At 67.4% G+C, this 22,063-nt stretch carries 18 protein-coding genes and 3 pseudogenes; 12 read left to right on the top strand and 9 right to left on the bottom strand.

Features of this window, described 5'->3' with window-relative positions:
- The first annotated feature begins 43 nt into the window (after positions 1 to 43).
- Entirely contained in the window at positions 44 to 958 is a 915-nt protein-coding gene (locus ACHMXA_RS09550) for an alpha/beta fold hydrolase (RefSeq protein ID WP_395320393.1), read from the top strand.
- Between the two features lie 12 nt (positions 959 to 970).
- Here ACHMXA_RS09550 and ACHMXA_RS09545 read toward each other — a convergent pair whose 3' ends face one another.
- Both ACHMXA_RS09545 and ACHMXA_RS09540 read right to left on the bottom strand, forming a co-directional pair.
- On the bottom strand, positions 971 to 1,855 hold the full coding sequence (locus ACHMXA_RS09545) for a lipid A biosynthesis acyltransferase (RefSeq protein ID WP_395320391.1): 885 nt from the start codon (positions 1,853 to 1,855) through the stop codon (positions 971 to 973).
- Positions 1,852 to 2,742: a lysophospholipid acyltransferase family protein gene (locus ACHMXA_RS09540; protein ID WP_395320389.1), complete on the bottom strand. Its 891-nt coding sequence runs from the start codon at positions 2,740 to 2,742 to the stop codon at positions 1,852 to 1,854. Before ACHMXA_RS09540 ends, ACHMXA_RS09545 begins: the two co-directional genes overlap by 4 nt.
- A gap of 219 nt (positions 2,743 to 2,961) precedes the next feature.
- Between ACHMXA_RS09540 and metK the strand changes: the two are divergent.
- Positions 2,962 to 4,145, top strand: a pseudogene (gene metK, locus ACHMXA_RS09535) (methionine adenosyltransferase).
- Between the two features lie 24 nt (positions 4,146 to 4,169).
- Here the strand turns inward: metK and ACHMXA_RS09530 are convergent.
- From ACHMXA_RS09530 to ACHMXA_RS09515, 4 genes are all read right to left on the bottom strand, one after another.
- Positions 4,170 to 6,332 (bottom strand): TonB-dependent receptor domain-containing protein, encoded by a 2,163-nt coding sequence (locus tag ACHMXA_RS09530; RefSeq protein WP_395320387.1) that lies wholly within the window; start codon positions 6,330 to 6,332, stop codon positions 4,170 to 4,172.
- Positions 6,333 to 6,395: 63 nt separating this feature from the next.
- Entirely contained in the window at positions 6,396 to 6,602 is a 207-nt protein-coding gene (locus ACHMXA_RS09525; RefSeq protein ID WP_395320385.1) for a hypothetical protein, read from the bottom strand.
- A complete protein-coding gene (locus tag ACHMXA_RS09520; protein WP_395320383.1) occupies positions 6,599 to 7,801 on the bottom strand; it encodes a PepSY-associated TM helix domain-containing protein in 1,203 nt (400 codons plus the stop codon). Before ACHMXA_RS09520 ends, ACHMXA_RS09525 begins: the two co-directional genes overlap by 4 nt.
- Positions 7,802 to 7,831: 30 nt before the next feature.
- Positions 7,832 to 9,946, bottom strand: a complete 2,115-nt coding sequence (locus ACHMXA_RS09515; protein WP_395320381.1) for a TonB-dependent siderophore receptor — start codon at positions 9,944 to 9,946, stop codon at positions 7,832 to 7,834.
- A gap of 176 nt (positions 9,947 to 10,122) precedes the next feature.
- Here ACHMXA_RS09515 and ACHMXA_RS09510 point away from each other — a divergent pair, with 176 nt between their 5' ends.
- From ACHMXA_RS09510 to ACHMXA_RS09495, 4 genes and pseudogenes are all read left to right on the top strand, one after another.
- Entirely contained in the window at positions 10,123 to 10,899 is a 777-nt protein-coding gene (locus ACHMXA_RS09510) for a phospholipase D-like domain-containing protein (RefSeq protein WP_395320379.1), read from the top strand.
- Positions 10,845 to 11,723 (top strand): phospholipase D-like domain-containing protein, encoded by an 879-nt coding sequence (locus ACHMXA_RS09505; protein WP_395320377.1) that lies wholly within the window; start codon positions 10,845 to 10,847, stop codon positions 11,721 to 11,723. The genes ACHMXA_RS09510 and ACHMXA_RS09505 overlap by 55 nt, the downstream gene beginning before the upstream one ends.
- 149 nt (positions 11,724 to 11,872) lie before the next feature.
- Complete coding sequence (locus ACHMXA_RS09500; protein ID WP_395320375.1) at positions 11,873 to 12,541, top strand: response regulator transcription factor; 669 nt, start codon at positions 11,873 to 11,875, stop codon at positions 12,539 to 12,541.
- A 23-nt stretch (positions 12,542 to 12,564) separates the two neighbouring features.
- Positions 12,565 to 13,788 (top strand): annotated as a pseudogene (locus tag ACHMXA_RS09495) (sensor histidine kinase); the annotation flags it as partial.
- Between the two features lie 132 nt (positions 13,789 to 13,920).
- Here the strand turns inward: ACHMXA_RS09495 and ACHMXA_RS09490 are convergent.
- Positions 13,921 to 14,559: a MipA/OmpV family protein gene (locus tag ACHMXA_RS09490; protein ID WP_395321273.1), complete on the bottom strand. Its 639-nt coding sequence runs from the start codon at positions 14,557 to 14,559 to the stop codon at positions 13,921 to 13,923.
- On the opposite strand from ACHMXA_RS09490, the gene ACHMXA_RS09485 reads away from it, so the two are divergent.
- Positions 14,558 to 14,788, top strand: a complete 231-nt coding sequence (locus tag ACHMXA_RS09485) for a hypothetical protein (RefSeq protein ID WP_395321432.1) — start codon at positions 14,558 to 14,560, stop codon at positions 14,786 to 14,788. The two genes, ACHMXA_RS09490 and ACHMXA_RS09485, sit on opposite strands and share 2 nt — an antisense overlap.
- Before the next feature lie 295 nt (positions 14,789 to 15,083).
- On the opposite strand, the pseudogene ACHMXA_RS09480 reads toward ACHMXA_RS09485, so the two are convergent.
- A pseudogene (locus ACHMXA_RS09480) lies at positions 15,084 to 16,027 on the bottom strand (LysR family transcriptional regulator).
- A gap of 131 nt (positions 16,028 to 16,158) precedes the next feature.
- Between ACHMXA_RS09480 and ACHMXA_RS09475 the strand changes: the two are divergent.
- Genes ACHMXA_RS09475 through ACHMXA_RS09460 form a run of 4 tightly spaced genes read left to right on the top strand, consistent with a single transcriptional unit; the run spans position 16,159 to position 19,465 of the window.
- Entirely contained in the window at positions 16,159 to 17,424 is a 1,266-nt protein-coding gene (locus ACHMXA_RS09475) for an aromatic ring-hydroxylating dioxygenase subunit alpha (RefSeq protein WP_395320373.1), read from the top strand.
- A gap of 1 nt (position 17,425) precedes the next feature.
- Complete coding sequence (locus tag ACHMXA_RS09470) at positions 17,426 to 17,896, top strand: aromatic-ring-hydroxylating dioxygenase subunit beta (RefSeq protein ID WP_395320371.1); 471 nt, start codon at positions 17,426 to 17,428, stop codon at positions 17,894 to 17,896.
- Between the two features lie 8 nt (positions 17,897 to 17,904).
- Entirely contained in the window at positions 17,905 to 18,222 is a 318-nt protein-coding gene (locus ACHMXA_RS09465; RefSeq protein ID WP_395320369.1) for a non-heme iron oxygenase ferredoxin subunit, read from the top strand.
- A gap of 22 nt (positions 18,223 to 18,244) precedes the next feature.
- Positions 18,245 to 19,465: an NAD(P)/FAD-dependent oxidoreductase gene (locus tag ACHMXA_RS09460; RefSeq protein ID WP_395321271.1), complete on the top strand. Its 1,221-nt coding sequence runs from the start codon at positions 18,245 to 18,247 to the stop codon at positions 19,463 to 19,465.
- Between the two features lie 268 nt (positions 19,466 to 19,733).
- Here ACHMXA_RS09460 and ACHMXA_RS09455 read toward each other — a convergent pair whose 3' ends face one another.
- Positions 19,734 to 20,198, bottom strand: coding sequence for a hypothetical protein (locus ACHMXA_RS09455; RefSeq protein ID WP_395320367.1), 465 nt, complete (start codon positions 20,196 to 20,198; stop codon positions 19,734 to 19,736).
- On the opposite strand from ACHMXA_RS09455, the gene ACHMXA_RS09450 reads away from it, so the two are divergent.
- Complete coding sequence (locus tag ACHMXA_RS09450; RefSeq protein ID WP_395320365.1) at positions 20,181 to 22,040, top strand: LamG-like jellyroll fold domain-containing protein; 1,860 nt, start codon at positions 20,181 to 20,183, stop codon at positions 22,038 to 22,040. The genes ACHMXA_RS09455 and ACHMXA_RS09450 overlap by 18 nt on opposite strands.
- Positions 22,041 to 22,063: the final 23 nt, after the last annotated feature.

Here is a 22,063-nt window from a genome sequence, read left to right as displayed (position 1 = left end):
CAAAACAATAGCGACGCCAGTCAACCCGAAGGAGACAAGAAGCATGATCGAGACATTCCAACGCAGCCTGCCCAACGGCACCACCCTGAGCTGCCGCGCCGCCGGCCAGCCGGGCCGGCCGCTGATGGTGTTCCTCCACGGGTTCCCCGAGGCCGCCTTCATCTGGGACGAACTGCTCGAATACTTCTCGGACCCCGCCCATGGCGGCTACCGCTGCGTGGCGCCCAACCTGCGCGGCTTCGAGAAGTCGAGCTCGCCGACCGACGTGGCCGCCTACAAGCCGCATCTGCTGATCCAGGACATCCAGCAGCTCGCCGCCACCGAGAGCGCCGACGGCACCATGGCCGCGCTGGTCGCCCACGACTGGGGCGGCGCCTTCGGCTGGGGCTATGCCAACGCCTTCCCGCAGCAGGTCGGCAAGCTGGTCATCATCAATTCGCCGCACCCGGGCACCTTCACCCGCGAGCTTCGCAACAATCCGGCGCAGCAGCAGGCAAGCGCCTACATGAACTTCCTCGCGCGCCCCGACGCCGAGGCGCTGCTCGCTGCCGACGACTTCAAGCGCATGTGGCCCTTCTTCCTGCTGATGAAGGCCGGTCCCGACGGCTTCGGCTGGCTCACCGAGGAAGTGAAGCAGCAATACCGCGAGGTCTGGAGCGCGGGCCTCACGGGCGCCTGCAACCTCTACCGCGTGACGCCCATGAAGCCGCCGCTGCCCGGCCAGACGATCGACGGCATCCCCGTGCTGCCGCGCGAGCGGCTCGTGGTGGAAGTGCCGACCTTCGTGTTCTGGGCGCTCGACGACGCGGCCCTGCTGCCCGGCCTGCTCGAAGGGCTCGACGAATACGTGCCCAAGCTCGAGATCAAGAAAGTGCCGAACGCGACGCACTGGATCGTGCACGAGCAGCCGCAGCTGGTCGCGCGCGAGATCGAGGGCTTCCTGCAGCGCAACCCCTGAGGGCCGCGTCGATCAGTAGATGGGAGGCTCGCCTTCGGGGCGGGTCTTGAACCGCCGGTGCACCCAGTAGTACTGCGAAGGCATCGTGTCGATATACCCCTGCAGCCGTTCGTTCATGAGCGCCGTGTCGGCCTCGACGTCATCGGTCGGAAAGTTCTGCCAGGTCGGCAGGATCTCGATTTCGTAGCCCTCGCGCGTGAGCTTTGCCACCACCGGCACCACCTTCGCCTTGCCCAGCCGCGCGAAGCGCGAGAGCGACGGCACGGTGGCCGCCTGCACGCCGTAGAACGGCACGAAGATGGTCTGGTCGCGACCGAAGTCCATGTCGGGCAGCAGGTACAGCAGGCCGCCCTTGCGCAGGCCCTGCAGCACCGGCTTGATGCCGTCCACCCGGTTGAGCGCCGCCACGTCGCCGAAGCGGGTGCGGCCCTCGCGGATCCAGGCGTCGATCATGGGGTCGCGCTGGGTCGTGTAGATGGTGGCCGAGGGGCGCGCCGTGTGCATCGTGAGCGCGGTGGCTGCCGCGTCGAGGCCGTAGAAATGCGGCGCGAAGAGGATCATGGGCTCGTCGCCGCGCGCGATCTCGCGGATCTCCGAGGCCGCGCCGACGATCTTCAGCCGGCTGGCCACCGTCTTCTCGGGCGCATGCCAGAGCCAGCCGCGGTCCAGCCACGACTGCGCCACGTAGACGAAGGTCTCTTTCGCGATCGCGCGGCGCTCGGCTTCCGACTTCTCGGGGAAGCAGACCGCCAGGTTGGTGTCGACCACGCGCCGCCGCGGCACTGCGACGGTGTGCAGGATGCGGCCGAGGAACGCACCGAAACCGCGCACCACGGGCAGCGGCAGCGGCGCGATCACCCGCATGAAGCCGATGCCGAGTCGGGAACCGAGGCTCATGCGGCCTCCCCGGCGGCGGCAACCACGCGCTCGGCGCGCGGCTCCTTGTAGCGGGCGTAGTCCCAGACGTACTGGCCCGGCAGGCTGTGGATGAGGCGGCCGATGGCATCGTTCATCGCGGCAGCGGCATCCTCGATGGGTGCGGACGGGTCGGTCAGTGCGGTGCCGACGATGGGCTCGAAGCGGATCACGTAGCCGGCCGCATTCGGCAGGCGTTCGCACACGCTGAGGAAACAGGCCGCGCCGGTCTGTTGCGCGAGTCGGGGAAGCAGGGTCATGGTGTAGGCCGGGCGGCCCAGGAAAGGCGCCCACACGCCCTGCCCCAGCGGGGGCACCTGGTCGGGCAGGATGCCGGTGTAGCCGCCGCTGCGCAGCGTGCGGATCAGGCCGCGCACGCCGGTGTTGTTGGTGGGCAGGGTCTGCAGGCCGGGCCTGTCGCGCGAGCCGGCGGCGATCAGGTCGGCCATCCATTTCTTGCGGGCCGGGCGGAACAGTGCGGTGATGGGTCCGTAGGTGGAGAGAAAGCGCTCGCCGATTGCCTGGCCGCACATCTCCCAGCTGCCGAGGTGCGGCGCGACGAGGATGACGCCCTTTTTCGCCTGCATGGCGGCCTCGAAGGCCTCGATGCCTTCCCAGCGCACCACGCGATGCAGCACGGTTTCCCCTTGGGGCCGCAGCCAGAGCCACGGCAGCTCTGAAGCCATCTTGCCGGCCGCGGCGATGGCGGGACGGTATTGCTCGGGGCCGAAGCCCGCGCTCTCGGCGTTGGCCTTGAAGCGGCGGCGGTAGCCGGGCGCGCTCCACCAGACCAGCCAGCCCAGCAATGCACCGAGCCGATGCATCAGCGGCATCGGCACGCGGGCAAGCAGGCGGAACAGGGTGATCATCGAATACGGGAGGGGGTCAAAACACGGACGCGCGCGCATGGTATTGCGCGGCTCGAATAGAATGCAAATTGTCGCCGAGTTACGGAACAACTTGCAGGGCGACAAACACAAGCGCAGCAATGCGATTGTGCCGGGTCGAGAAATCGGCATCTGCTAAAGCGTTCGCCAGAGCTCCGCAGAGTTGGCAACGCGCCAAGTCATTCAAGGAGTTTTGAACAAATGGCGAACGACTTCCTCTTCACGTCCGAATCCGTCTCCGAAGGCCATCCCGACAAGGTCGCCGACCAGATCTCGGACGCCATCCTCGACGCGATCTTCGAGCAGGACCCCCGCAGCCGCGTGGCAGCCGAAACGCTGACCAACACCGGCCTCGTGGTGCTGGCCGGCGAAATCACCACCAACGCGCACGTCGACTACATCCAGGTCGCGCGCGACACCATCAAGCGCATCGGCTACGACAACACCGAGTACGGCATCGACTACAAGGGCTGCGCCGTGATGGTCTGCTACGACAAGCAGTCCAACGACATCGCCCAGGGCGTCGACCACGCATCGGACGACCACCTGAACACCGGCGCCGGCGACCAGGGCCTGATGTTCGGCTACGCCTGCGACGAAACGCCCGAGCTGATGCCCGCGCCCATCTACTACGCGCACCGCCTCGTCGAGCGCCAGGCCCAGCTGCGCAAGGACGGCCGCCTGCCCTTCCTGCGCCCCGACGCCAAGAGCCAGGTGACGATGCGCTACGTGGACGGCAAGCCCCACAGCATCGACACCGTGGTGCTCTCCACCCAGCACAGCCCCGACCAGAGCGAGACGCCCACCAAGATGAAGGCTTCGTTCAACGAAGCGATCATCGAGGAGATCATCAAGCCCGTGCTGCCCAAGGAGTGGCTGCAGAACACGCGCTACCTGATCAACCCGACCGGCCGCTTCGTCATCGGCGGCCCGCAGGCGACTGCGGCCTCACCGGCCGCAAGATCATCGTCGACACCTACGGCGGCGCCTGCCCGCACGGCGGCGGCGCGTTCTCGGGCAAGGATCCGTCGAAGGTCGACCGCTCGGCCGCCTACGCCGCACGCTACGTCGCCAAGAACATCGTGGCCGCCGGCCTGGCGCGCCAGTGCCAGATCCAGGTGGCGTACGCCATCGGCGTGGCACAGCCGATGAATATCACGGTCTACACCGAAGGCACGGGCGTCATCCCCGACGAGAAGATCGCGGAACTGGTGCGCGAGCACTTCGACCTGCGTCCGAAGGGCATCATCCAGATGCTCGACCTGCTGCGCCCGATCTACCAGAAGACCGCCGCCTACGGCCACTTCGGCCGCGAGGAGCCCGAGTTCACCTGGGAAGCGACGACGCAGGCACCGGCACTGCGCGCAGCAGCCGGCCTCAAGTAAGCTGAGCGGAAAAAAGGTGGGGCTTCAGAAGCGGTAGGCGCCGCTCAGCCCCACCGTCCAGTTGCGGCCAGGCGCAGGCTCGTAATAGCGCGCATTGCCTTCGTTGACGATCACCGAGCCGACGTAGCGCCGGTCGAACAGGTTGTCGACGCGCGCGAAGGCGTTGAATTCCCAGCGCTCCCATTTCTTCAGATAGCCCGCATACACCGCCGCGACGGCATAGCCCGGCGCGCTCGCGGTGTTGGCGTCGTTGGCCTGGATGCGGCCGAGCGCGCGCATCTCGATGCCCGCGCGCCAGCCTTCGGGCGGCACCCAGCCCAGCGACGCGAACAGCGACTGCCGCGCGATGCCTGGAATGCGGTTGCCCGCCGCCACCCTGTTCGCAGCGGCGCACGGGGACGGCGAGCAGAAGGCGTCGCGGTAGGTGGCGTCCAGCCAGGTGTAGGCAAGCTGCGTGCGCCAGTGATTGGCGGTCTCGTGCTGCCAGCCCAGCTCGAAGCCGTTGCGCTTCGTGCTGCCGGCGTTCTGGAATGTCGCGCGGCCGCCGACGTTGGTGTCTGTCACGATCTCGTCGCGCGTGCGGGTCTGGAACAGCGCGGCCGTGAGCAGTCCTCCGGCCAGCCGCGCCTTGGCGCCGATCTCGACGCTGTCGTTCACCGATGGCCGCAGTGCGAAGTTGAGGCCGCTCGCGCCGTTGGCCCGGTAGGAAAGCTCGTTCAGCGTCGGCGTCTCGAAGCCGCGGCCGATCGAGCCGTAGAGTGCGAGGTCCTGAGTCGCCTGGTAGCGCAGCGAAGCCACGGGCAGGGTCTTGCTGTACCGCGCGCTGCCGCTGTCGTCGCGGTTGGTGCCGACGATGTAGCGGTCCTGCGAATCGAAGTGCACGCTGCTGCGGCGCACGCCGGCCTCCAGCGTCCAGCGGTCGGTGAGCCGCCAGGTGGCCTGCGCGTAGGGATCGAGGTTCCAGGCCTCGTTGCGCTCGTTGCGCCGCAGCCGTCCCTGCACGCCGAGCACCGGCGCCGACACCGGCCCCAGGTAGTTTTCGTAGCCTCGGCGCTTCTCGCGCAGGCTGTCGTAGCCCAGGCCGGCCACGATGTCGAAGGGCCGGCCCGCCAGCGTGAGGGCGGCGTTCCAGCGCAGGTCGACGCCGCCGTACTGGCGCGAGAGGTCGATCACGCCGCCCGTGTGCAACGGGTTCTGCTGCGCCGACGGCGGGATCGACTGGAACTGCACGGTCTTGCGCTGGCCGCCGTAGACCATGAGCCGCAGGCCCTGCGTGGCATCGATGCGATGTTCGTAGAGCAGGCCGGCCTGCGTCTGCTCGACAGTCTTGCGGGTGTCGTACTGCGTGGCCAGCGGCGCGTTGCGCGGCGCCAGGGCGTACTGGTCGGCTGTGAGGCCCAGCGGGTCCTGCGCGTCGATGCGCACGCTGTTGAACACCAGCGTGAGCTTGTCGCCGTTGTCCAGCGCGATGCCGAGCTTGCCGTTGGCGATGTCGCGCTTCGCGGCGCTGTGCTCGCGCCAGCCGTCGGTGTGGAAGCGGCTCGCGCCGAGCAGATAGTCCACCGCGCCCTGCGACCCGCTGAGCTGCAGCGACTGCCGCCAGGTGCCGAAGCTGCCGCCCGCGAGCGAATACGACAGGCGCGGCGGCCCCTCGCCCGAAGCGGTGAAGGCCTGCACCACGCCGCCGGACGAATTGCCGTAGAGCGCGGAAAACGGCCCGCGCAGCACCTCGATGCGGTCGAGCGAGCCGATGTCGATGTTGGAGGTCTGGCCCTGCCCGTCGGGCAAGGTGGCTGGGATGCCGTCGACATACAGCCGCACGCCGCGCACGCCGAAGGTCGAGCGCGCACCGAAGCCGCGGATGGACAGTTGCAGGTCCTGCGCGTAGTTCAGCCGGTTCTGCACCTGCAGCCCCGGCACCGCGCCGAGGCCTTCGGACAGGTTCACCTGCAGGCGGCTGTCGCGCATCTCGCTGCCGTCGACGCGGTCGACCGAACCGGGCACGTTGAACGGCGCGACCTCGCCGCGGGGCACGGTCACGGTGATCTCGCGCAGGCTCGCGCCGTTGCTGCTGCCTGCACCCGGGTCGGTCGGGGGCTGATCCTGCTGCGCCCGTGCGGCCGGCGGCGCAGCGATCAGGAGGAGAAAGCCGGCGGCGGTGAATGCGACGGGCGCGAGATTCTTCATCGCGCCGATTCTGCTTTGGCGCGCAGGCCGAGCGTGTCGCAGTGGCGCGACTCTCAGGGAAAACTAGGACTCGCCGGCCTTGTCGGCCGGCCGCCTGCACCAGCCGTACCAGACGCACGCCAGGCACGGAATGCCCAGCGCGATCCAGGCCAGGATGTCGCCCAGGCCGCCATCGCTGAAGAGCGCCGAGATCAACCCGAAGGTGGTGAGCACGCCCAGCACGACGGGCCAGCCCCACATGTGCCAGAAACCGTGATGCTGCTGCTTCATGCCTGGCCCTTCTGTGCCGCGGCCGGCTCGGGCTGCGCGACGCCGACGGGCTCGGCCGGCTTCCGCTCTTCGTGCTCCTTCGCCTTCCTGGAGGCCGAAGGCACCGTGTTGCCTCGCTTGAGCCAGAGATACAGGCCGCTGCCCAGCACGATGATGGTCGCGATGTCGAGCAGCGCCCAGATGATCTGCATCGGCATGCCGCCGTAGTCACCGAAGTGCAGCGGCTGCGACACCAACAGCGCCCACAGGTACCAGGGCAGCTTGGGCGAGGCGGTCACCTCGGCCGTCTTGGCATCGACCAGCACGGGCTGTAGCAGCTTCGACGTGAAGGGCTCGTTGCCGCGCAGGAAGAAGGTCGTGTGGTGCGGGCTCGAGAACGAGGTGCCCGGGAATGCGATGAAAGACAGCTTCATGCCGGGCGCGGCCTGCAGCGCGACTTCCATCGAACGCTGCACCGAGGCGCGCTCGTTCACCGCCACGACGGGCTCGTTCTTGTAGGGCGTGAGCAGCGCGCTGAGCTGGTCGTACTGCCAGTACTTGATGACCAGGTCAGCCCAGGTGTTGATCATGCCGGTGGCGCCCACCACGAACACCCATACCAGCGTGACGATGCCCAGCAGGTTGTGCAGGTCGAGCCACTTCAGGCGCGGGCGCTTCTCGCGCCGAACCGTGCCGAAGTCGAGCTTGCGCATGAAGGGCGAATACAGCACCACGCCCGAGACCACGGCCACCAGCAGCAGCAGGCCCATGAAGCCTAGGAACAGCTTGCCCGGCAGCCCCGCGAAGAGGTCGACGTGCAGCTTGAACATCACGTACATGAAGCCTTCGTCGAACTTCGGCTGGGCGAGCACGGCACCCGTGCGCGCATCGACCGCGACCGACTTGAAGTCGTCCGTGGGTTCCGGCGTGGGCGTGAGCGTGACGAACCAGAGGCCGTCGTCGTCCTCGGGCTGCGAGGCGAACTGCACCACCCGGTCGGGATGCCTGGCCTTCGCCACCTCGAGCACGCGGTCGAGGCTGACGCGCGGCGTATCCGCCGGCATCTTCGGCGCCTCGACCTCGGTGCCCAGCAGGTGGCCGATCTCGTGGTGGAAGATCAGCGGCAGGCCGGTGATGCACAACAGCAGCATGAACACCGTGCACACGAGGCTGCTCCACTTGTGCACCCAGGCCCAGGTCTTGATCTTTCGGCTGTTCATGTCGTGGCTGCTCTGTCGAAGAAATGGTTTCTAGAAGCGGTAGGTCGCGCTGGCGACGATGTTGCGGCGCGCGCCGTACCAGCAGTCGCCGCGCGCGAGGCAGGTGCTGAAGTAGGTCTTGTCGGTCGCGTTGTTGATGTTCAGGGCGTAGCGCCACTTGGCCGACTCGTAGGCGAGCATCAGGTCGAGCAGGGCGACCGACGACACGTACGGCCCTGCGCTGGCACCGTCCACGTCTCGGAAGCCGCTCATGTAGCGCACGCCGGCGCCGGCCGAGAAGCCGGGCACGCCCGCGATCGAGAAGCGGTACTTGCCCCACACAGACACCTGGTTGCGCGGCGTGTCGGTGAGCTTGTGGTCGACGTCGATGTAGGTGTAGTTGGCGATGAGGTCGAAGTCGCGCGCCAGGGTGGTCTTGAGCTCGAGTTCGACGCCCTTGTTCTTCGTCGCGTCGACCTGCCGGCCGTAGTCCGGGTTGGTGCGGTCGAACACCGTGCGGTTCTTTTCCTTCAGCGAGTACACGGAGGCCGTGAAGCTGGTGGGCGAGCCCTGGGGCTGGTACTTGACGCCGGCTTCCACCTGCTCGCCGCGCAGCGGCTTGAAGAGCTTGCCGTCGACGTCGGTGCCCGCCTGCGGGGTGAAGGACTCGGTGTAGCTCAGGTAAGGCGACCAGCCGGAGGGCAGCGTGTACATCACGCCCAGGCGGCGCGAGGTGGCGCTGGTCGTCTCCGATGCGCTGCCCGCCGTGCCGGCGGTGCTCCGGTCATGGCGCAGTCCGGCCACGAAGATCCAGTTGTTCCACTTCATCTGGTCCTGCACGTAGATGCCGGCATTGCGCTGCGTGGTGCGGGGCTTGCGCGCCAGTTCGGTGACCGGCACGTAGCCGATGCCGTAGACCGGCGCATAGGCATCGATGGAGCTGTACACCGAGCCTTCGGTCTTGTCCTGGCGCTGGCGGGAGTACTCGGCGCCCACGAGCAGCGTGTGGCGCACCGCGCCGGTGTCGAAGTGGCCCTCGACGTGGTTGTCGATGCCCGACATGCTGGTCCAGGCCAGAGACTTGTCGTTGTAGCGCCCGAGCATGCGCTGGCCCACCGGGTCGAGCGACCAGCCGCCAGGCACCGAGAAGGAATCGGCGTAGTGGTAGTGCGAGTCGTTGAACGTGCGCGACGCGCGGAAGTTCTGCCGGAAGGTCCACCGGTCGTCGAACTTGTGCTCGAACAGCCAGCCGAAGGTCTTGCGCTCCGTGTCGTACCCGTCGCCAGGCTCGCCGATGAACCGGCTCGACGGCAGCGGGCCGTTGATGTTCGGCAGGACCGTGCCCTGCCACGGGAAGAACTGCGCGGTGCTGCCGGTCTTGTCCTTCTGCCACAGAGCCTGCAGCGTCAGCGAGGTAGCGGCGTTCGGCCGCCAGGTGAGCGACGGCATGATGAGCGAGCGGTCGTCCGGAACGTAGTCGACCTGGGTGTCGGCCTTGCGTTGCAGCGCCACCAGCCGGTAGGACCAGTCGCCGTCCGCGGTCAGCGCACCGGTGAGATCGGCCTGCACCTGTTTGCGGCCGAAGGAGCCGAGCTGCACGCCCACTTCGCGGTACGCCTCCTGCTGGGGCCGCTTGCTGACCATGTTGACCACGCCGCCTGCATTGCCCGCACCGAAGAGCATGCCCGCGGGCCCGCGCAGCACCTCGAGGCGCTCCAGGGTGTAGGGGTCGGGCCGGGCGGTGGCGGTGTACCAGCCGGAGGAGTAGGTCTGCAGTCCATCGAGGTAGATCGTCGGCTCGCTGCCGCGGATCAGGAAGCCGTCCGAGCGGGAGTCGATGCCGTAGGCGTCGGAGCGCACGCCGGCGGCGTAGGTGAGCGCATCCTGCAGGTTGGCCGCGCCCTGGTCGACCATCTGGTCCCGGGTGACCACCGTGACGGACTGCGGCGTCTCCGCGAGCGGCGTGTCGGTCTTGGTGGCGGTGACGGCGTTCTTCGCGCGGTAGCCGATCACCGGCGTGGTCGCCGTCTCGGCCCCGGCATCGACCCGCACTTCCGGCAGCGAGGCCTCATTCGTCGCCTGGGCCAGCACCTGTTGCTGTGTATAGATCGCCAGGCATCCCGCCAGCACCGATGCAGCCTTGCGCCGCGCCACCAACCTCTTCATCCCGCTCCGCTCCTCTACAAATTAATAAGAACGATTCGCATTTTAGGCGTGACAAATTTCCGCTTCCCAGAATCACCGCCCTGAGCGAAGGGCGTTGCGTTGCGAAATTGCGTCTTCTGCGCGAACGCGAAGCGGCTACGATGCCGCCCGCACGCCCCCGTGCGTCGGCAGCCCTCATGCTCAAGCTCATCGCCCTTCTGTTTCCCGCTCTGCGCGGTCCGGCTCTGCGGCTGATGGCCTTCCTGGCTGCCGCCGCGCTCACCGGCTGCGCCGGCCTTCCTCCGCGCACGCCCGAGGCGCCCACGCTGGCCATCGCGGCCTCGCCGGCCACCGACCTGGGCCGAGCGGCCATAGCCCTCAACACCCCGCCAGACGGCCTGAGCAGCATGCGGCCGCTGATCGAGGCCTCCTTCGCGCTCGATGCCCGGCTGGAGCTGATGCGCCGCGCCAGGTCGTCGCTCGACATCCAGACTTACCAGCTCGGCAACGACAAGACCGGCCGCCTGCTGCTGCGCGAGATGCGCAACGCCGCCCGCCGCGGCGTGCGCGTGCGGCTGCTGCTCGACGACTTCTACACGGCCGGCATGGACCGTCTGCTGCTCGGTCTGGCCGCCGAGCCCAATGCCGAGGTGCGGCTGTTCAACCCCTTCGTGAACGCCCGCGACCACTCCTCCGGGCGCTGGCTGGAGTTCTTCACCGACTTCCGCCGGCTCAACCACCGCATGCACAACAAGCTGTTCGTGGCCGACGGCGCCATGGCCATCGCGGGCGGCCGCAACCTTGCCGACGAATACTTCCTGCGCAGCGACAGCGCGAACTTCATCGATTTCGAGCTGCTGCTGGCCGGCCCCGTGGTGCCGAATCCGCCGCCATCTTCGACACCTACTGGAACAGCGACGTGGTCTACCCCCTGCAGCGGGTGGCCGGCACCAGCCGCACGCCGCAGGCGCTGAAGGATGACTTCGAGGAAGCCACCTCCCCCGCCCATGCCCCGCCGCCCGACCCGTTGCCGGTCTCCGACGTGCTCGGCGATCCGCCCCTGGGCGCCCAACTCGCCGACATCGGCGAGGCCAAGTGGATGCGCGCCGAGGCCCACGCCTCCGCCGACAGCCCCAACAAGGCGCTGGGCGTGATGGCCCACCCCGTCGAGCCGCTCGCGCAGCGCTTCCACGAGATGCTGGCGACGGCCCGTTCGAGCGTGGTGGTGATCTCGCCCTACTTCATTCCGGGCGACGAGGGCATGGAGCGCATCCGCATGGGCCGCGAGCTCGGCGTGAGCATCACCGTCATCACCAATTCGCTGGCCGACAGCGACGAGCCGCTGGTCAACATCAACTACAACCGCTACCGCGTCGACATGCTCAAGCTGGGCGTGAACCTCTACGAGGTGAGCACGCAGCAGCTCAAGCGCAGCGACCAGTTCCGCACGCTGCTCAAGAAGGCACGCGGGCGGCTGCACGCCAAGCTGGCGCTGGTCGACAGGCAGTGGGTGCTACTCGGTTCCATGAACCTCGACCCGCGCTCCGCCCGGCTGAACACCGAGTTCGGCGTGCGCGTGCGCAGCTTCGACCTGACCCAGGCGCTGCTCTTCGCCTACCAGCTCGACGACATCGAGGGCGTCTACCGCGTCACGCTCAAGCCCGACGGCCAGAACGTGCAGTGGGTGGGCACCGGCGACGTCGACAACGAGGTGCTCGACAGCGAACCCGATTCGAGCATGCTGACGCGGCTGCAGCTGCTGCTGTTCTCGTGGTTCGTGCCGACGGACCAGCTGTAGCAGCGACTGCAGTCGACCGGCCAGCCAACCAGTCGGCCGGCGGCGGTGCGGCCTCGGCTGCGTTGCAGCGCCGCGGCTCTTAAAAAGATACTAATAATCCCCGGCCATCATCCGGCCTGCCGCCCTTCGGCCACCAAAGATCCTGCCCCATGCACCTGCTTCTAGTGGAAGACGACGACATGCTGGGAGAAGCCGTGTGCGACGGCGCGCGGCAGGGCGGCTGGTCGATCGACCGCGTCGGCAGTGCGTCGGCCGCCCGCGTCGCACTGATCGATCACGCCTATGCCGCCGTGCTGCTGGATCTGGGCCTGCCGGGCGGGGAATCGGGGCTGACGGTGCTGCGGTCGATGAGAAGCCGCTACGACCCGACCCCCGTGCTGATCCTCACGGCACGCGACCAGCTGAGCGAGCGCATCCACGGACTCGACGCGGGCGCCGACGACTACCTCGTCAAGCCCTTCCAGTTCGACGAACTATGGGCCCGCGTGCGTTCGGTCATTCGCCGCAGCCAGGGACGCGTGATACCCGTGTTCTCGCGCGGCGACGTCGAGGTCGACCGCAGCCGCCGGGTGGTTACCAGGGCCGGCGTCACGGTGCCGCTGAGCGCGCACGAGTACCGCACGCTGACCGCCCTGCTCGAGCGCCCCGGCCACGTCGTCACGCGCGACCAGTTGCAGGACGTGGTCTACGGAACCGCCAGCGTGGTCGAGAGCAACACGATCGCCGTGTTCATCCACCAGCTGCGCCGCAAGCTCGGCGACGACCTGATCCGCACGGTGCACGGCCAGGGCTACGTCGTCGGCCAGCCTTCGCCGTGAAGCCGAAGTCGTTGCATGCGCGCATGGTCGCGATGATCGGCGCGACCATCGTCCTGTGCTGGATCGTGGCCCTCGCGCTGCTGTTCGCCTACCTGACCCACAACAAGACGAGCACCTGGGACGACAAGCTCAAGACCATCGCCACCCGGCTGCTCACCACGATTCCCGCCGACGCCGACCTGACGGTCACGGGGCCCGCCCTGCGGCTGCGCAACCCGGCGCTGGCGCAGAGCGAGAAGCTGGCGTTCCAGGTCTGGATCGACCGGCGGCAGCTCGCGGTGCCCTCGCCAGGCGCGCCGGCCACCCCCTTGCAGCCCAGCTTCGAGGATGGCCCCGCCACCACCGAGATCGCGGGACAGCGCTGGCGCGTCTATTCGGTCTCGGACTCCACGGGCCGCATCCATGTGCAGGTCGGCAATCTCCACAGCGTGGTGGATGCCGAAGTCCGCAACAACGCGCTGACCGGCCTGGTGCGCACGTCCATCCTGCTGCTGGCAGTGGGTGGACTCGTGTGGATGGTGGTGCATAGCTCGCTGAAGCCGGTGGCGGCGCTGGAAGCCGCGATGCGCAGCCGCCGCAGGTTCGATCTCACCCCGCTGTCGGCGGACGCCCTGCCCCGCGAGCTTCACCCGCTGGTGGCGTCGTTCAACCATCTGCTGCTGCAGCTTGCCGAATCGATCGAGGGCGAGCGCCGCTTCATCGGCGATGCGGCGCACGAGCTGCGCACGCCGCTGGCCGCGCTGCAGGCACAGGCCCAGATCGCGCTGCGCGCGGGCACCGCGGCCGACAAGGACGTGGCACTGACCAAGCTGCTTCGCGTGGCGCAGAGCAGCTCGCGGCTGTCGGAGCAGCTGCTCGACCTGGCACGCCTGAACGCGGGTGCCAATGCGCCGCAGCACACGCTGGCGGACCTGGGCGATCTCGTCCTGCACGTCACGCGCGACTTCGACGCCCATGCGCTGCAGCAGGAGCGCTCGATCCTGATCGACATACGCAAGTGCACCATCCGCTGCAACATCGACGAGATGGGCATCCTGTTGCGCAACCTGATCGACAACGCGCTGCGCTACACCTCCAAAGCCGGCCGCGTCAGGGTCGGCTGCGGCCACCGGCCGGCCGATGCGCCGGGACAGGCGCGAAAGGTGTATTTGGAAGTGGCCGACGACGGCCCCGGCGTGCCGCCGTCGGAGCGCAAGGCGATCTTCGAGCGCTTCCACCGGGCCGCCGGCACCTCGGCGCGCGGAAGCGGCATCGGCCTGTCGCTGGTGGCCGGCATCGCCCAGTTGCATCACGCGACGATCGAAACCGGGGGATGGGCTGGACGGGCGGGGCTTCGCCGTGCGCATCGTGTTCCCTGCGGCAACGGCGCACCCCGACGCTCAGAACTTGTAGACGTATCCGGCGCGCACGCTGGTCTGGCTCGAGCGGCTGAGCAGCGGACTGTTCCTGATGCCGCTGCCGAAGCGGGTCGCGCCCAGGTCCAGGAACATCGTCTGCTTCGGTGCCACCGCGTAGTCCACGCGCAGGCCGACCTCGAGGCTGGTGGTGGCCTGGCCCGCATACGCGGCGCGGCCGGAGCGGGCCTCGGCGGCCTTCACGCCATAGTAGTAATCGACGTACTTGCGGTCGACCCACTGCAGCGCCAGGCGCGGCGTGAAGCCGAAGGAACCCGCGGAAAAGCGCCGGTCCACCTGTACCTCGAACCTCGTGCCCTTGCTGTTGCCCGAACCATCGGCCAGCAGCTCCGCCGACAGATTGGCGATGTCGGTGCGCCAGATGGCCGCCCCGCCCAGCCAGATGCCGCCCTTGCGCTTGTCCATGCCGGCGAGGTAGGGTGAATCGCCGGCCTCGTAGCCGTCGCCCGCATAGCGCGCACGCAGGCGCAGCAACACAGGCCCCGCGGACGGCAGCTTCACGTCCACACCCGGCGCCACCACGCTGATCCAGCGGTTCTCGTAGGCCACGATCGGAATGGCCCGGGTCTTGTCCTTGAAATCGCGGTAAGGCTTGCGTTCCATGCTCGCGCCGATGCCGAGCCCCCATTGCGGCAAGGCTGCCTCGCCCGCGGTGCCCTCCGCGATCTGCGCCCATGCCGGCGAAAGACCGGCGGCGCAGGCGGCACCCAGCGCGATGAATATGAAAGATACGCGCGCGCGGCGCTTCCTGCCTCGATTCGCAAGGCGGCTCGGCTTCGTCATGAAGATCCTCGGAGTTGAAAAATCCAGTGTTTGCTGGCGAGGATGCTGACGGGAGGGCTTTAAAAACCTGTTAGCCGTTTTAAGGCTCGATTAACCACCGTGGACCAGTGGCCGGGTGCCAGTCCGAAGCTCCCTTGCCGCACAGCCCGATGACCAGCGAGCGCAGCCACGGCGGCGCCCACCGCGATGACCGTGAAAGTTGCGCGCGCGTGGCGCTTCTTCCTGCCTCGGCTCGAAGGGGGCTTGGCTTCGTCATGAAGATCCTCGGGGTTGAAATCCAGTGTTTGCTGGCGAGGATGCTGACGGGAGGGCTTTAAAAACCCGTTAGCCGTTTTAAGGCTCGGTTAGCCGCTGCGGACCTGTGGCCGGGTGTCCGTCCGAAGCCCCTCCCCGTGCAGCCCGACGATCAGCGAGCGCAGCCAGCCGATCGCCGGGTCCTTGTGGAAGCGGCCGTGCCAGAACAGGTTGATCGCGATCTCGGCAGCTTCGCCGGATGGCGCACGTAGGAGAGGCCGAAGGGTCCGGCCAATGCCTGCGCGAGCTTCTCGGGCACCGTCGCGACGAGGTCCGAGTCGTGCAGGATGTGGCCGACCGCCACGTAGTGCGGCACCGTCAGCACCACCTTGCGCACGATCTTCTTGCGGTCGAGGAACTCGTCCGCGTTGCCGTGGCCGGTGCCCGCCGAGATCACCACCACGTGCTCGGCGGCCGAGAAGTCGTCGAGCGACACCTTCCTGCGGCCGTCCAGCGGATGGCCGCGCCTGAACACGCACACGTAGTCCTGCTTGAAGAGCCTGCGCTGGAAGTAGCCTGCCTTCAGCTGCGGCAGCAGGCCGATCGCGAGGTTGACGTGGCCCGCCTCCATCTCGTCCTGCAGGTTGACCGCGGTGTTGCGCACGGTGCTGAGCGACACGTGGGGTGCGACGCGCGCGATCTCCTTCATCAGCCTGGGCAGGAAGTAGATCTCGCCGATGTCCGTCATGCCGACTGTGAAGGCGCGCTTCGAGGTGGCCGGATCGAAGGAGGCCTTGCTGTTGATCGCCGCGTGGATCACCTGCAGCGCACGCGCCGTGGGTTCGGCGAGCTGCTGTGCGTAGGGCGTGGGCTCCATGCCGCCGGGCGTGCGCAGGAAGAGCGGGTCGTCGGTGAGCTTGCGCAGTCGGGCGAGCGCGTTGCTCACGCCCGGCTGCGAGAGACCGAGGCTGCTCGCCACCTTCGAGACCCTGCGGTCGACGAGCAACTGCTGGAAGACGACCAGCAGGTTGAGATCGATGTCCTTGAGTTCCATGCGCGTCGTCTCACATTCTCGAAATCAATATGAACTATTGATCACATTCTATTGAGCGATGACGCCCGAATGGGGATCATCGACGCACCCACGACGCCGCCCCCCAAAGGGCCGGCACAGGAGACAAGAACATGGACGACACATCGGCGGTCTTCCCCCGGAAGATCCATTGGGAAAGCCAGGGCACCAGCCGCATTCCCTTCATGGCCTACACCGAGGCCGACCTGCACCGCCAGGAGCTGGAGCGCTTCTTCTACCGCGGCCACTGGAGCTACGTGGGCCTCGAGGCCGAGATCCCGCAAGTCGGCGACTTCAAGCGAACAGTGGTGGGCGAGCGCTCGGTGATCATGGTGCGCGACGCGGAAGACTCCATCAGCGTCGTCGAGAACGTGTGCGCCCATCGCGGCATGCAGTTCTGCCGCGAGCGGCACGGCAACCGCAAGGAAGGCGGCTTCACCTGCCCCTACCACCAGTGGAACTACACGCTCACGGGCGACCTGCAGGGCGTGCCTTTCCGGCGCGGCGTGAAGCAGGACGGCAAGGTCAACGGCGGCATGCCTGCCGACTTCAAGACCGCCGACCACGGACTCAACAAGCTCAAGGTGGCCAGGCGCGGCGGCGTGGTCTTCGCGGCCTTCGACCCCGACGTCGAGTCGCTCGAAGACTTCATGGGCCCCGAGATCCTGGGCTACTTCGACCGGCTCTTCAACGGCCGCAAGCTCACCATCCTGGGCTACAACCGCCAGCGCATTCCGGGCAACTGGAAGCTCATGCAGGAGAACATCAAGGACCCGTACCACCCGGGCCTGCTGCACACCTGGTTCGTGACCTTCGGGCTCTGGCGCGCGGACAACAAGTCGGAGCTGAAGATGGACCGGCACCACCGCCACGCGGCCATGATCTCCACGCGCGGCGCGAGCGGCAAGGCGGACCAGGTGACCCAGGTGTCGAGCTTCAAGGAAAGCATGCAGCTCAACGACCCCCGCTTCCTCGACATCGTGCCCGAGCCCTGGTGGGGCGGCCCGACGGCGGTGATGATGACGCTCTTCCCGAGCGTGATCCTGCAGCAGCAGGTCAACAGCGTCTCGACGCGGCACATCCAGCCCAGCGGCCCCGGCGCCTTCGACTTCGTGTGGACGCACTTCGGCTTCGAGGACGACACCGAGGAAATGACGCAGCGCCGTCTGCGGCAGGCCAACCTCTTCGGCCCCGCGGGCTTCGTCTCGGCCGACGACGGCGAGGTGATCGAGCTCTCGCAGAAGGGCTTCGAGCAGAAGCCCTTCCACCGCACGCTGGCCGAGCTCGGCGGGCGCGAGGTCGGCGACACGGACCACATGGTCACCGAGACGCTGATCCGCGGCATGTACGAGTACTGGCGCAAGGTGATGGAGGCTTGAGATGGACTTCCAGGAATACTTCGAGCTTTCGCAGCTCTATGCGGGCTATGCCCATGCGGTGAGTTCCAGCCAGTGGGAGCTGTGGCCCGAGTTCTTCACCGAAGACTGCAGCTACCGCCTGCAGCCGCGCGAGAACCACGAACGCGGCTTTCCGCTCGCCACGCTGTCCTTCGAGAGCAAGGGCATGCTGAAGGACCGCGTCTACGGCATCCGCGAGACCCTCTTCCACGACCCGTACTACCAGCGCCACGTGGTGGGCGCGCCGGTGGTGCGCAAGGCCGAGCCGGGCCGCATCGAGTCGGAGGCCAACTACGCCGTCTTCCGCACCAAGCTCTCGGAGCTCTCGACGGTGTTCAGCGTGGGCCGCTACATCGACGTCGTCGTGCGAACGGAACAGGGCCTGAAGTTCGCCTCGCGCCAGGTCATCTACGACAGCGAGATGATCCCCAACTCCGTCATCTACCCGATCTGAGGACTGCCATGAGTGATCTGCAATGGACCGATGCCGCCGCACTCGACGACGTACCGGCGGACGACGTGATCGGCGTCTCCGTGGCCGGCCGTGATGTCGCGCTCTACAGCGTCGAGGGCAGCGTCTACGCCACCGACAACATCTGCACGCACGGCCACGCCCGCCTGTGCGAAGGCTTTCTCGAAGGCCACGAGATCGAGTGCCCGCTGCACCAGGGCAGGTTCGACGTGCGCACCGGCGCGCCCGCCTGCGCGCCGGTGACCGAGGCGATCCGCGCCTACCCGGTGAAGATCGAGGGCGGACGGGTGTTCCTCTCGCTGGGCTGAGCCGCAGCGCAAAGCCATGCACATGCAAGACGGCACGATCGCGATCGTCGGCGCCGGCCAGGCCGGCGGATGGGCGGCACAGACGCTGCGCGCCGAGGGCTTCGGCGGCAGGGTCGTGCTGGTCGGCAACGAACGCCATCGCCCGTACGAGCGCCCGCCGCTGTCGAAGTCGGTGCTCGCCGGAGAAGCACCGGCCGAGACCACGCACCTGCAGAAGCCCGAAGCCTTCGATGCGCTGAATGTCGACTGGCGGCCCGGCGTGGATGCGACGCGCATCGACCGGACGACGAAGCAACTGCACCTGAGCGGCGGCAAGACCGTGCGGTACGACAGGCTGATCCTGTGCACCGGCGGCCGGGCACGGCGGCTGGCCATTCCCGGCGCGGACCTGCCCGGCGTGTTCACGCTGCGCAGCATCGACGACGCCGCCGCGCTGGGTGCGGCGCTCGTCGCGGGCAAGCGGCTGCTGGTCGTCGGCGGAGGGTGGATCGGCCTGGAAGTCGCGGCGACGGCCCGCGGCAAAGGGCTCGACGTCGCGGTCGTGGAGGCCATGGAGCGCCTGTGCGAGCGCACCGTGCCGCCGGAAATCTCCGGCTACCTGCTTCGGCTCCACGCCTCGCGCGGCGTTCGCGTCGATCTGGGCACGGGCATCGAGCGGCTGGAACAAGACGCGGATGGCAAGAGCCTGAGGGCGACGCTGAGCGACGGGCGAACGCTGGCCTGCGACCTGGTGCTGGCCGGCATCGGCCTGGTCGCCAACGACGAGCTGGCGCGAGAAGCGGGGCTCGCGTGCGAGGGCGGCATCGTGGTCGATTCGCAGTGCCGGTCTTCCGACCCCGACATCCTTGCGGCGGGCGACGTGGCGGTCTGGCATTGCGAACGCGCCGGCCGCCGGATGCGGCTCGAATCGTGGCAGAACGCCCAGGAGCAGGGCATTGCGGCGGCGCGGTCCGCCCTTGGCATCGAAGTGGATCACCAGCCGCTTCCGTGGTTCTGGTCCGACCAGTACGGCATCAACCTCCAGATATTCGGCATGCCGGCGCCACAACACCATGCGGTAACGCGCGGCGACCCGCAGGGCGACAGCTTCGTCATGTTCTTCCTCGACGGCGGCAAGGTGGCCGCAGCGCTCGGCCCGAACTCGGCGCGCGACCTGCGCTTTGCTCGGCGGCTGATCGAACGCGGCACCAGCGTCGATCCGCAGCAGCTCGCCGACATGCAGCTGCCGCTTTCCAGGCTCTGAGCAGCCGGCGGGAAAGCTTCGCAAACGTGGCGGCGGCGCGCCGAAATCTGCCGAATTGCTCCGCCGCGGGCCGTCCGGTCAGCCGCTCGTCAGCTCAATTCCAGATCGCCGGAATTGCATTGCGCGATTACCCCGGATATTGAGGCAATGGCACCCGAATATTCGAATTTGCGCGGCAATCAATTCACAAAAGCATCATATTCGGTCAATAAAGTTCATGTTTTTCGGCCACTCGAATGCCGGAAAAAGAATTTGATGAATTCCGAATTCAGATGCCATGAAAAAACACATTCCCCTCGACAACGAAAATATCGATCTCCATCAATTGGCTCGCGTGCCGGAAAACAGGCGCCGCGAATTGCTGAAACTGATGCTGGCAGGCTCTTTCACGGGCGTGGCGGCGGCCGCGCTGCCCGGCTGCGGCGGTGGCGGCAGCAATGGCGCCGGCGCATTTCCATTTCCGGCCACGGGAACGGGCGGCACGCCAGCGGGCTCGCCCGCCAGCGCACCGCCGCCCGCGGCATCCGGCACTCCAGCCCAGAAAATATCCAGCTTCACGATTTCCGTGCTCCCGGACACCCAGTTCTATCCCCGGTACGCCTCGGAAAAAATGCATGGGCTTTATCAGAAGCTGTATGCGGGCATCGATCCCAGATTCGACAATCCATTCAAGTCCCAGACGCAATGGATCGCCCAAAATGCCGGCCAGCTGAAAATGCCGTTCACGATTCACCTGGGCGATATCGTCGACCAGTCGTGGTACTACACGGCTGAAAACTCGATGCCCTGGAGCCCCACCACCGACCTCGTGGGCAACGGCCAGCTCGGCAACGGCCAGGTCACGAAGGAATGGGAGCTTGCGAGCCAGGCGATGCAGGTGCTCGAGGCCGCCAAGCAGCCCTACTCCATCTGCGCCGGGAACCACGACGTGGGCGCCATCGATTCCGACATGCAGTGGGGCCCCGACTGGGGCGTCGGCGTCACGGGCTTCGCGAATGACGACGGCTACCAGGATGGCGGCAGCCACCGCGCCGGCCTGCTGGAGCCGTACCTCAAGGTCTTCCCGCCGGAGCGCGCGAAACAGCAGGCCACCTTCGGAGGAAGACACTCTTCCGGCTTCCACGAGTACCACGTCTTCCAGGCCGAGGGAAACAGGTTCCTGGTGCTCTCGATGTCGTGGCGGGCGTCCGACGACGCGATCGCCTGGGCCAACCAGGTCGTCCAGGCCAACAAGACGATCCCGGTCATCCTCGTCAATCACCAGCTGGTGGGCATCGGCAGCGACGGCAAGACCGCCGCGGACACCGCCTACTCGAACTACATGTGGGACAAGCTGATCAAGGACAACGACCAGATCTTCATGGCCGTCAGCGGCCACTACCACGGCTCGTGCTTCAGCACGAAGAAGAACTCCCGCGGCAACGACGTGCACCTGATGGTGGTGGACTACCAGATGGCCTACATGGGCGGCAACGGCCTCATGCGCATGTTCGAGTTCGACCTGACCAACAGGAAGATCGTCGCCAGCTCGTTCTCGCCGTGGGTGCCCCTGAAGCCGGCCGCGACGCTCAACGAGTTCGACGCCGCATGGCTGTCGGATTCGAACCAGTCGTTCACGCTGGACATCGACTTCGCCCAGCGCTTTTCTTCCTTCAATCCCGGCTTCTCCGTGCCCACCGGGTCGGCGGACGGCAGCCTGACCGATGCGGCGAAGAGGCTCATCCTGACCAACTACAGCCAGCCCCCGCAGAAGGCGGCCGCCCTTCCGGCGGGCCCCGACGACTACCCGAAGGTCGACAACACGCTCGCGCACTGGCGCTTCTTCAATCCGTCGGCGGTGGAGGGGCAGCTCTTTCCCTATCAGCCCGGGCAGCAGATCGCGGACGTCGCACCCGGCGGCAAGAACCCGATCTCGGTGAACACCTGGGCGGGACAGTCCGGCGACCTGGCCTGGTCGAAAAGCCACCATCCGCTGTCGGCCGCGCCCGGCAGCCTGCGCTTCCTGAACGCCACCAAAACCAGGTTCACCTACTTCACGACGGACCAGGCCTCGGCGCTGAACGTGGAGACCTTCCCCAAGGGCTACACCATCGAGGCCTTCGTGTACATCGACCCCGGCTTCGACGCGACGAAGAACGGCTGGATGGGCATCCTCTACCGCCTGGGCGCGCGATCGAACCTGCCCGGCTTCGCCTCGGACGATGGCGACTGCGCGCTGATGTTCGCGTTCTCGAACCTCATGGAATTCCAGTGGGAGGTCGCGCCGACAAGCCAGGCGACCAACCTCACCTGCTGGTCGGGCGGCGTATCGGCCGGCCAGTGGCTGCACGTCGCCATCGTCAACGATCCGTCCGCGTCGTACGCGACCACGATGTACGTGGAGGGGGCGCCCGTGCTGCGGAACAACACGAACATGCAGGGCATCCAGTTCGTCGCGCCCACGCAGCAGCTGGCCATCGGCTGCGGCCAGTGGGCCGGCAACATGTCGACGGGTTTCCTTGGAAGCATAGGCGAGATGCGCATCGTCGGCGCCCCCCTCGCGTCCGACAAGTGGCTGACGGCCCGCGCATCCTGACCTGAGCACCCGATCCCTGCCGA

Origin of the sequence: Variovorax sp. UC74_104 (assembly GCF_044055375.1) — a bacterium.
Taxonomy (GTDB): domain Bacteria; phylum Pseudomonadota; class Gammaproteobacteria; order Burkholderiales; family Burkholderiaceae_C; genus Variovorax.
This window is presented reverse-complemented; position numbering and strand designations above follow the sequence as displayed.

Excerpts from the sequence above, each read along its gene's own strand:
- ACHMXA_RS09545 (WP_395320391.1), bottom strand. The coding sequence starts at position 1,855 with ATGAGCCTCGGTTCCCGACTCGGCATCGGCTTCATGCGGGTGATCGCG.
- ACHMXA_RS09520 (WP_395320383.1), bottom strand. The coding sequence starts at position 7,801 with ATGAACAGCCGAAAGATCAAGACCTGGGCCTGGGTGCACAAGTGGAGC.
- ACHMXA_RS09550 (WP_395320393.1), top strand. The coding sequence starts at position 44 with ATGATCGAGACATTCCAACGCAGCCTGCCCAACGGCACCACCCTGAGC.
- ACHMXA_RS09490 (WP_395321273.1), bottom strand. The coding sequence starts at position 14,559 with ATGGAACGCAAGCCTTACCGCGATTTCAAGGACAAGACCCGGGCCATT.
- ACHMXA_RS09525 (WP_395320385.1), bottom strand. The coding sequence starts at position 6,602 with ATGAAGCAGCAGCATCACGGTTTCTGGCACATGTGGGGCTGGCCCGTC.
- ACHMXA_RS09500 (WP_395320375.1), top strand. The coding sequence starts at position 11,873 with ATGCACCTGCTTCTAGTGGAAGACGACGACATGCTGGGAGAAGCCGTG.
- ACHMXA_RS09530 (WP_395320387.1), bottom strand. The coding sequence starts at position 6,332 with ATGAAGAATCTCGCGCCCGTCGCATTCACCGCCGCCGGCTTTCTCCTC.
- ACHMXA_RS09485 (WP_395321432.1), top strand. The coding sequence starts at position 14,558 with ATGCTCGCGCCGATGCCGAGCCCCCATTGCGGCAAGGCTGCCTCGCCC.
- ACHMXA_RS09515 (WP_395320381.1), bottom strand. The coding sequence starts at position 9,946 with ATGAAGAGGTTGGTGGCGCGGCGCAAGGCTGCATCGGTGCTGGCGGGA.
- ACHMXA_RS09475 (WP_395320373.1), top strand. The coding sequence starts at position 16,159 with ATGGACGACACATCGGCGGTCTTCCCCCGGAAGATCCATTGGGAAAGC.
- ACHMXA_RS09510 (WP_395320379.1), top strand. The coding sequence starts at position 10,123 with ATGCTCAAGCTCATCGCCCTTCTGTTTCCCGCTCTGCGCGGTCCGGCT.
- ACHMXA_RS09540 (WP_395320389.1), bottom strand. The coding sequence starts at position 2,742 with ATGATCACCCTGTTCCGCCTGCTTGCCCGCGTGCCGATGCCGCTGATG.
- ACHMXA_RS09465 (WP_395320369.1), top strand. The coding sequence starts at position 17,905 with ATGAGTGATCTGCAATGGACCGATGCCGCCGCACTCGACGACGTACCG.
- ACHMXA_RS09460 (WP_395321271.1), top strand. The coding sequence starts at position 18,245 with ATGCAAGACGGCACGATCGCGATCGTCGGCGCCGGCCAGGCCGGCGGA.
- ACHMXA_RS09470 (WP_395320371.1), top strand. The coding sequence starts at position 17,426 with ATGGACTTCCAGGAATACTTCGAGCTTTCGCAGCTCTATGCGGGCTAT.
- ACHMXA_RS09450 (WP_395320365.1), top strand. The coding sequence starts at position 20,181 with ATGCCGTTCACGATTCACCTGGGCGATATCGTCGACCAGTCGTGGTAC.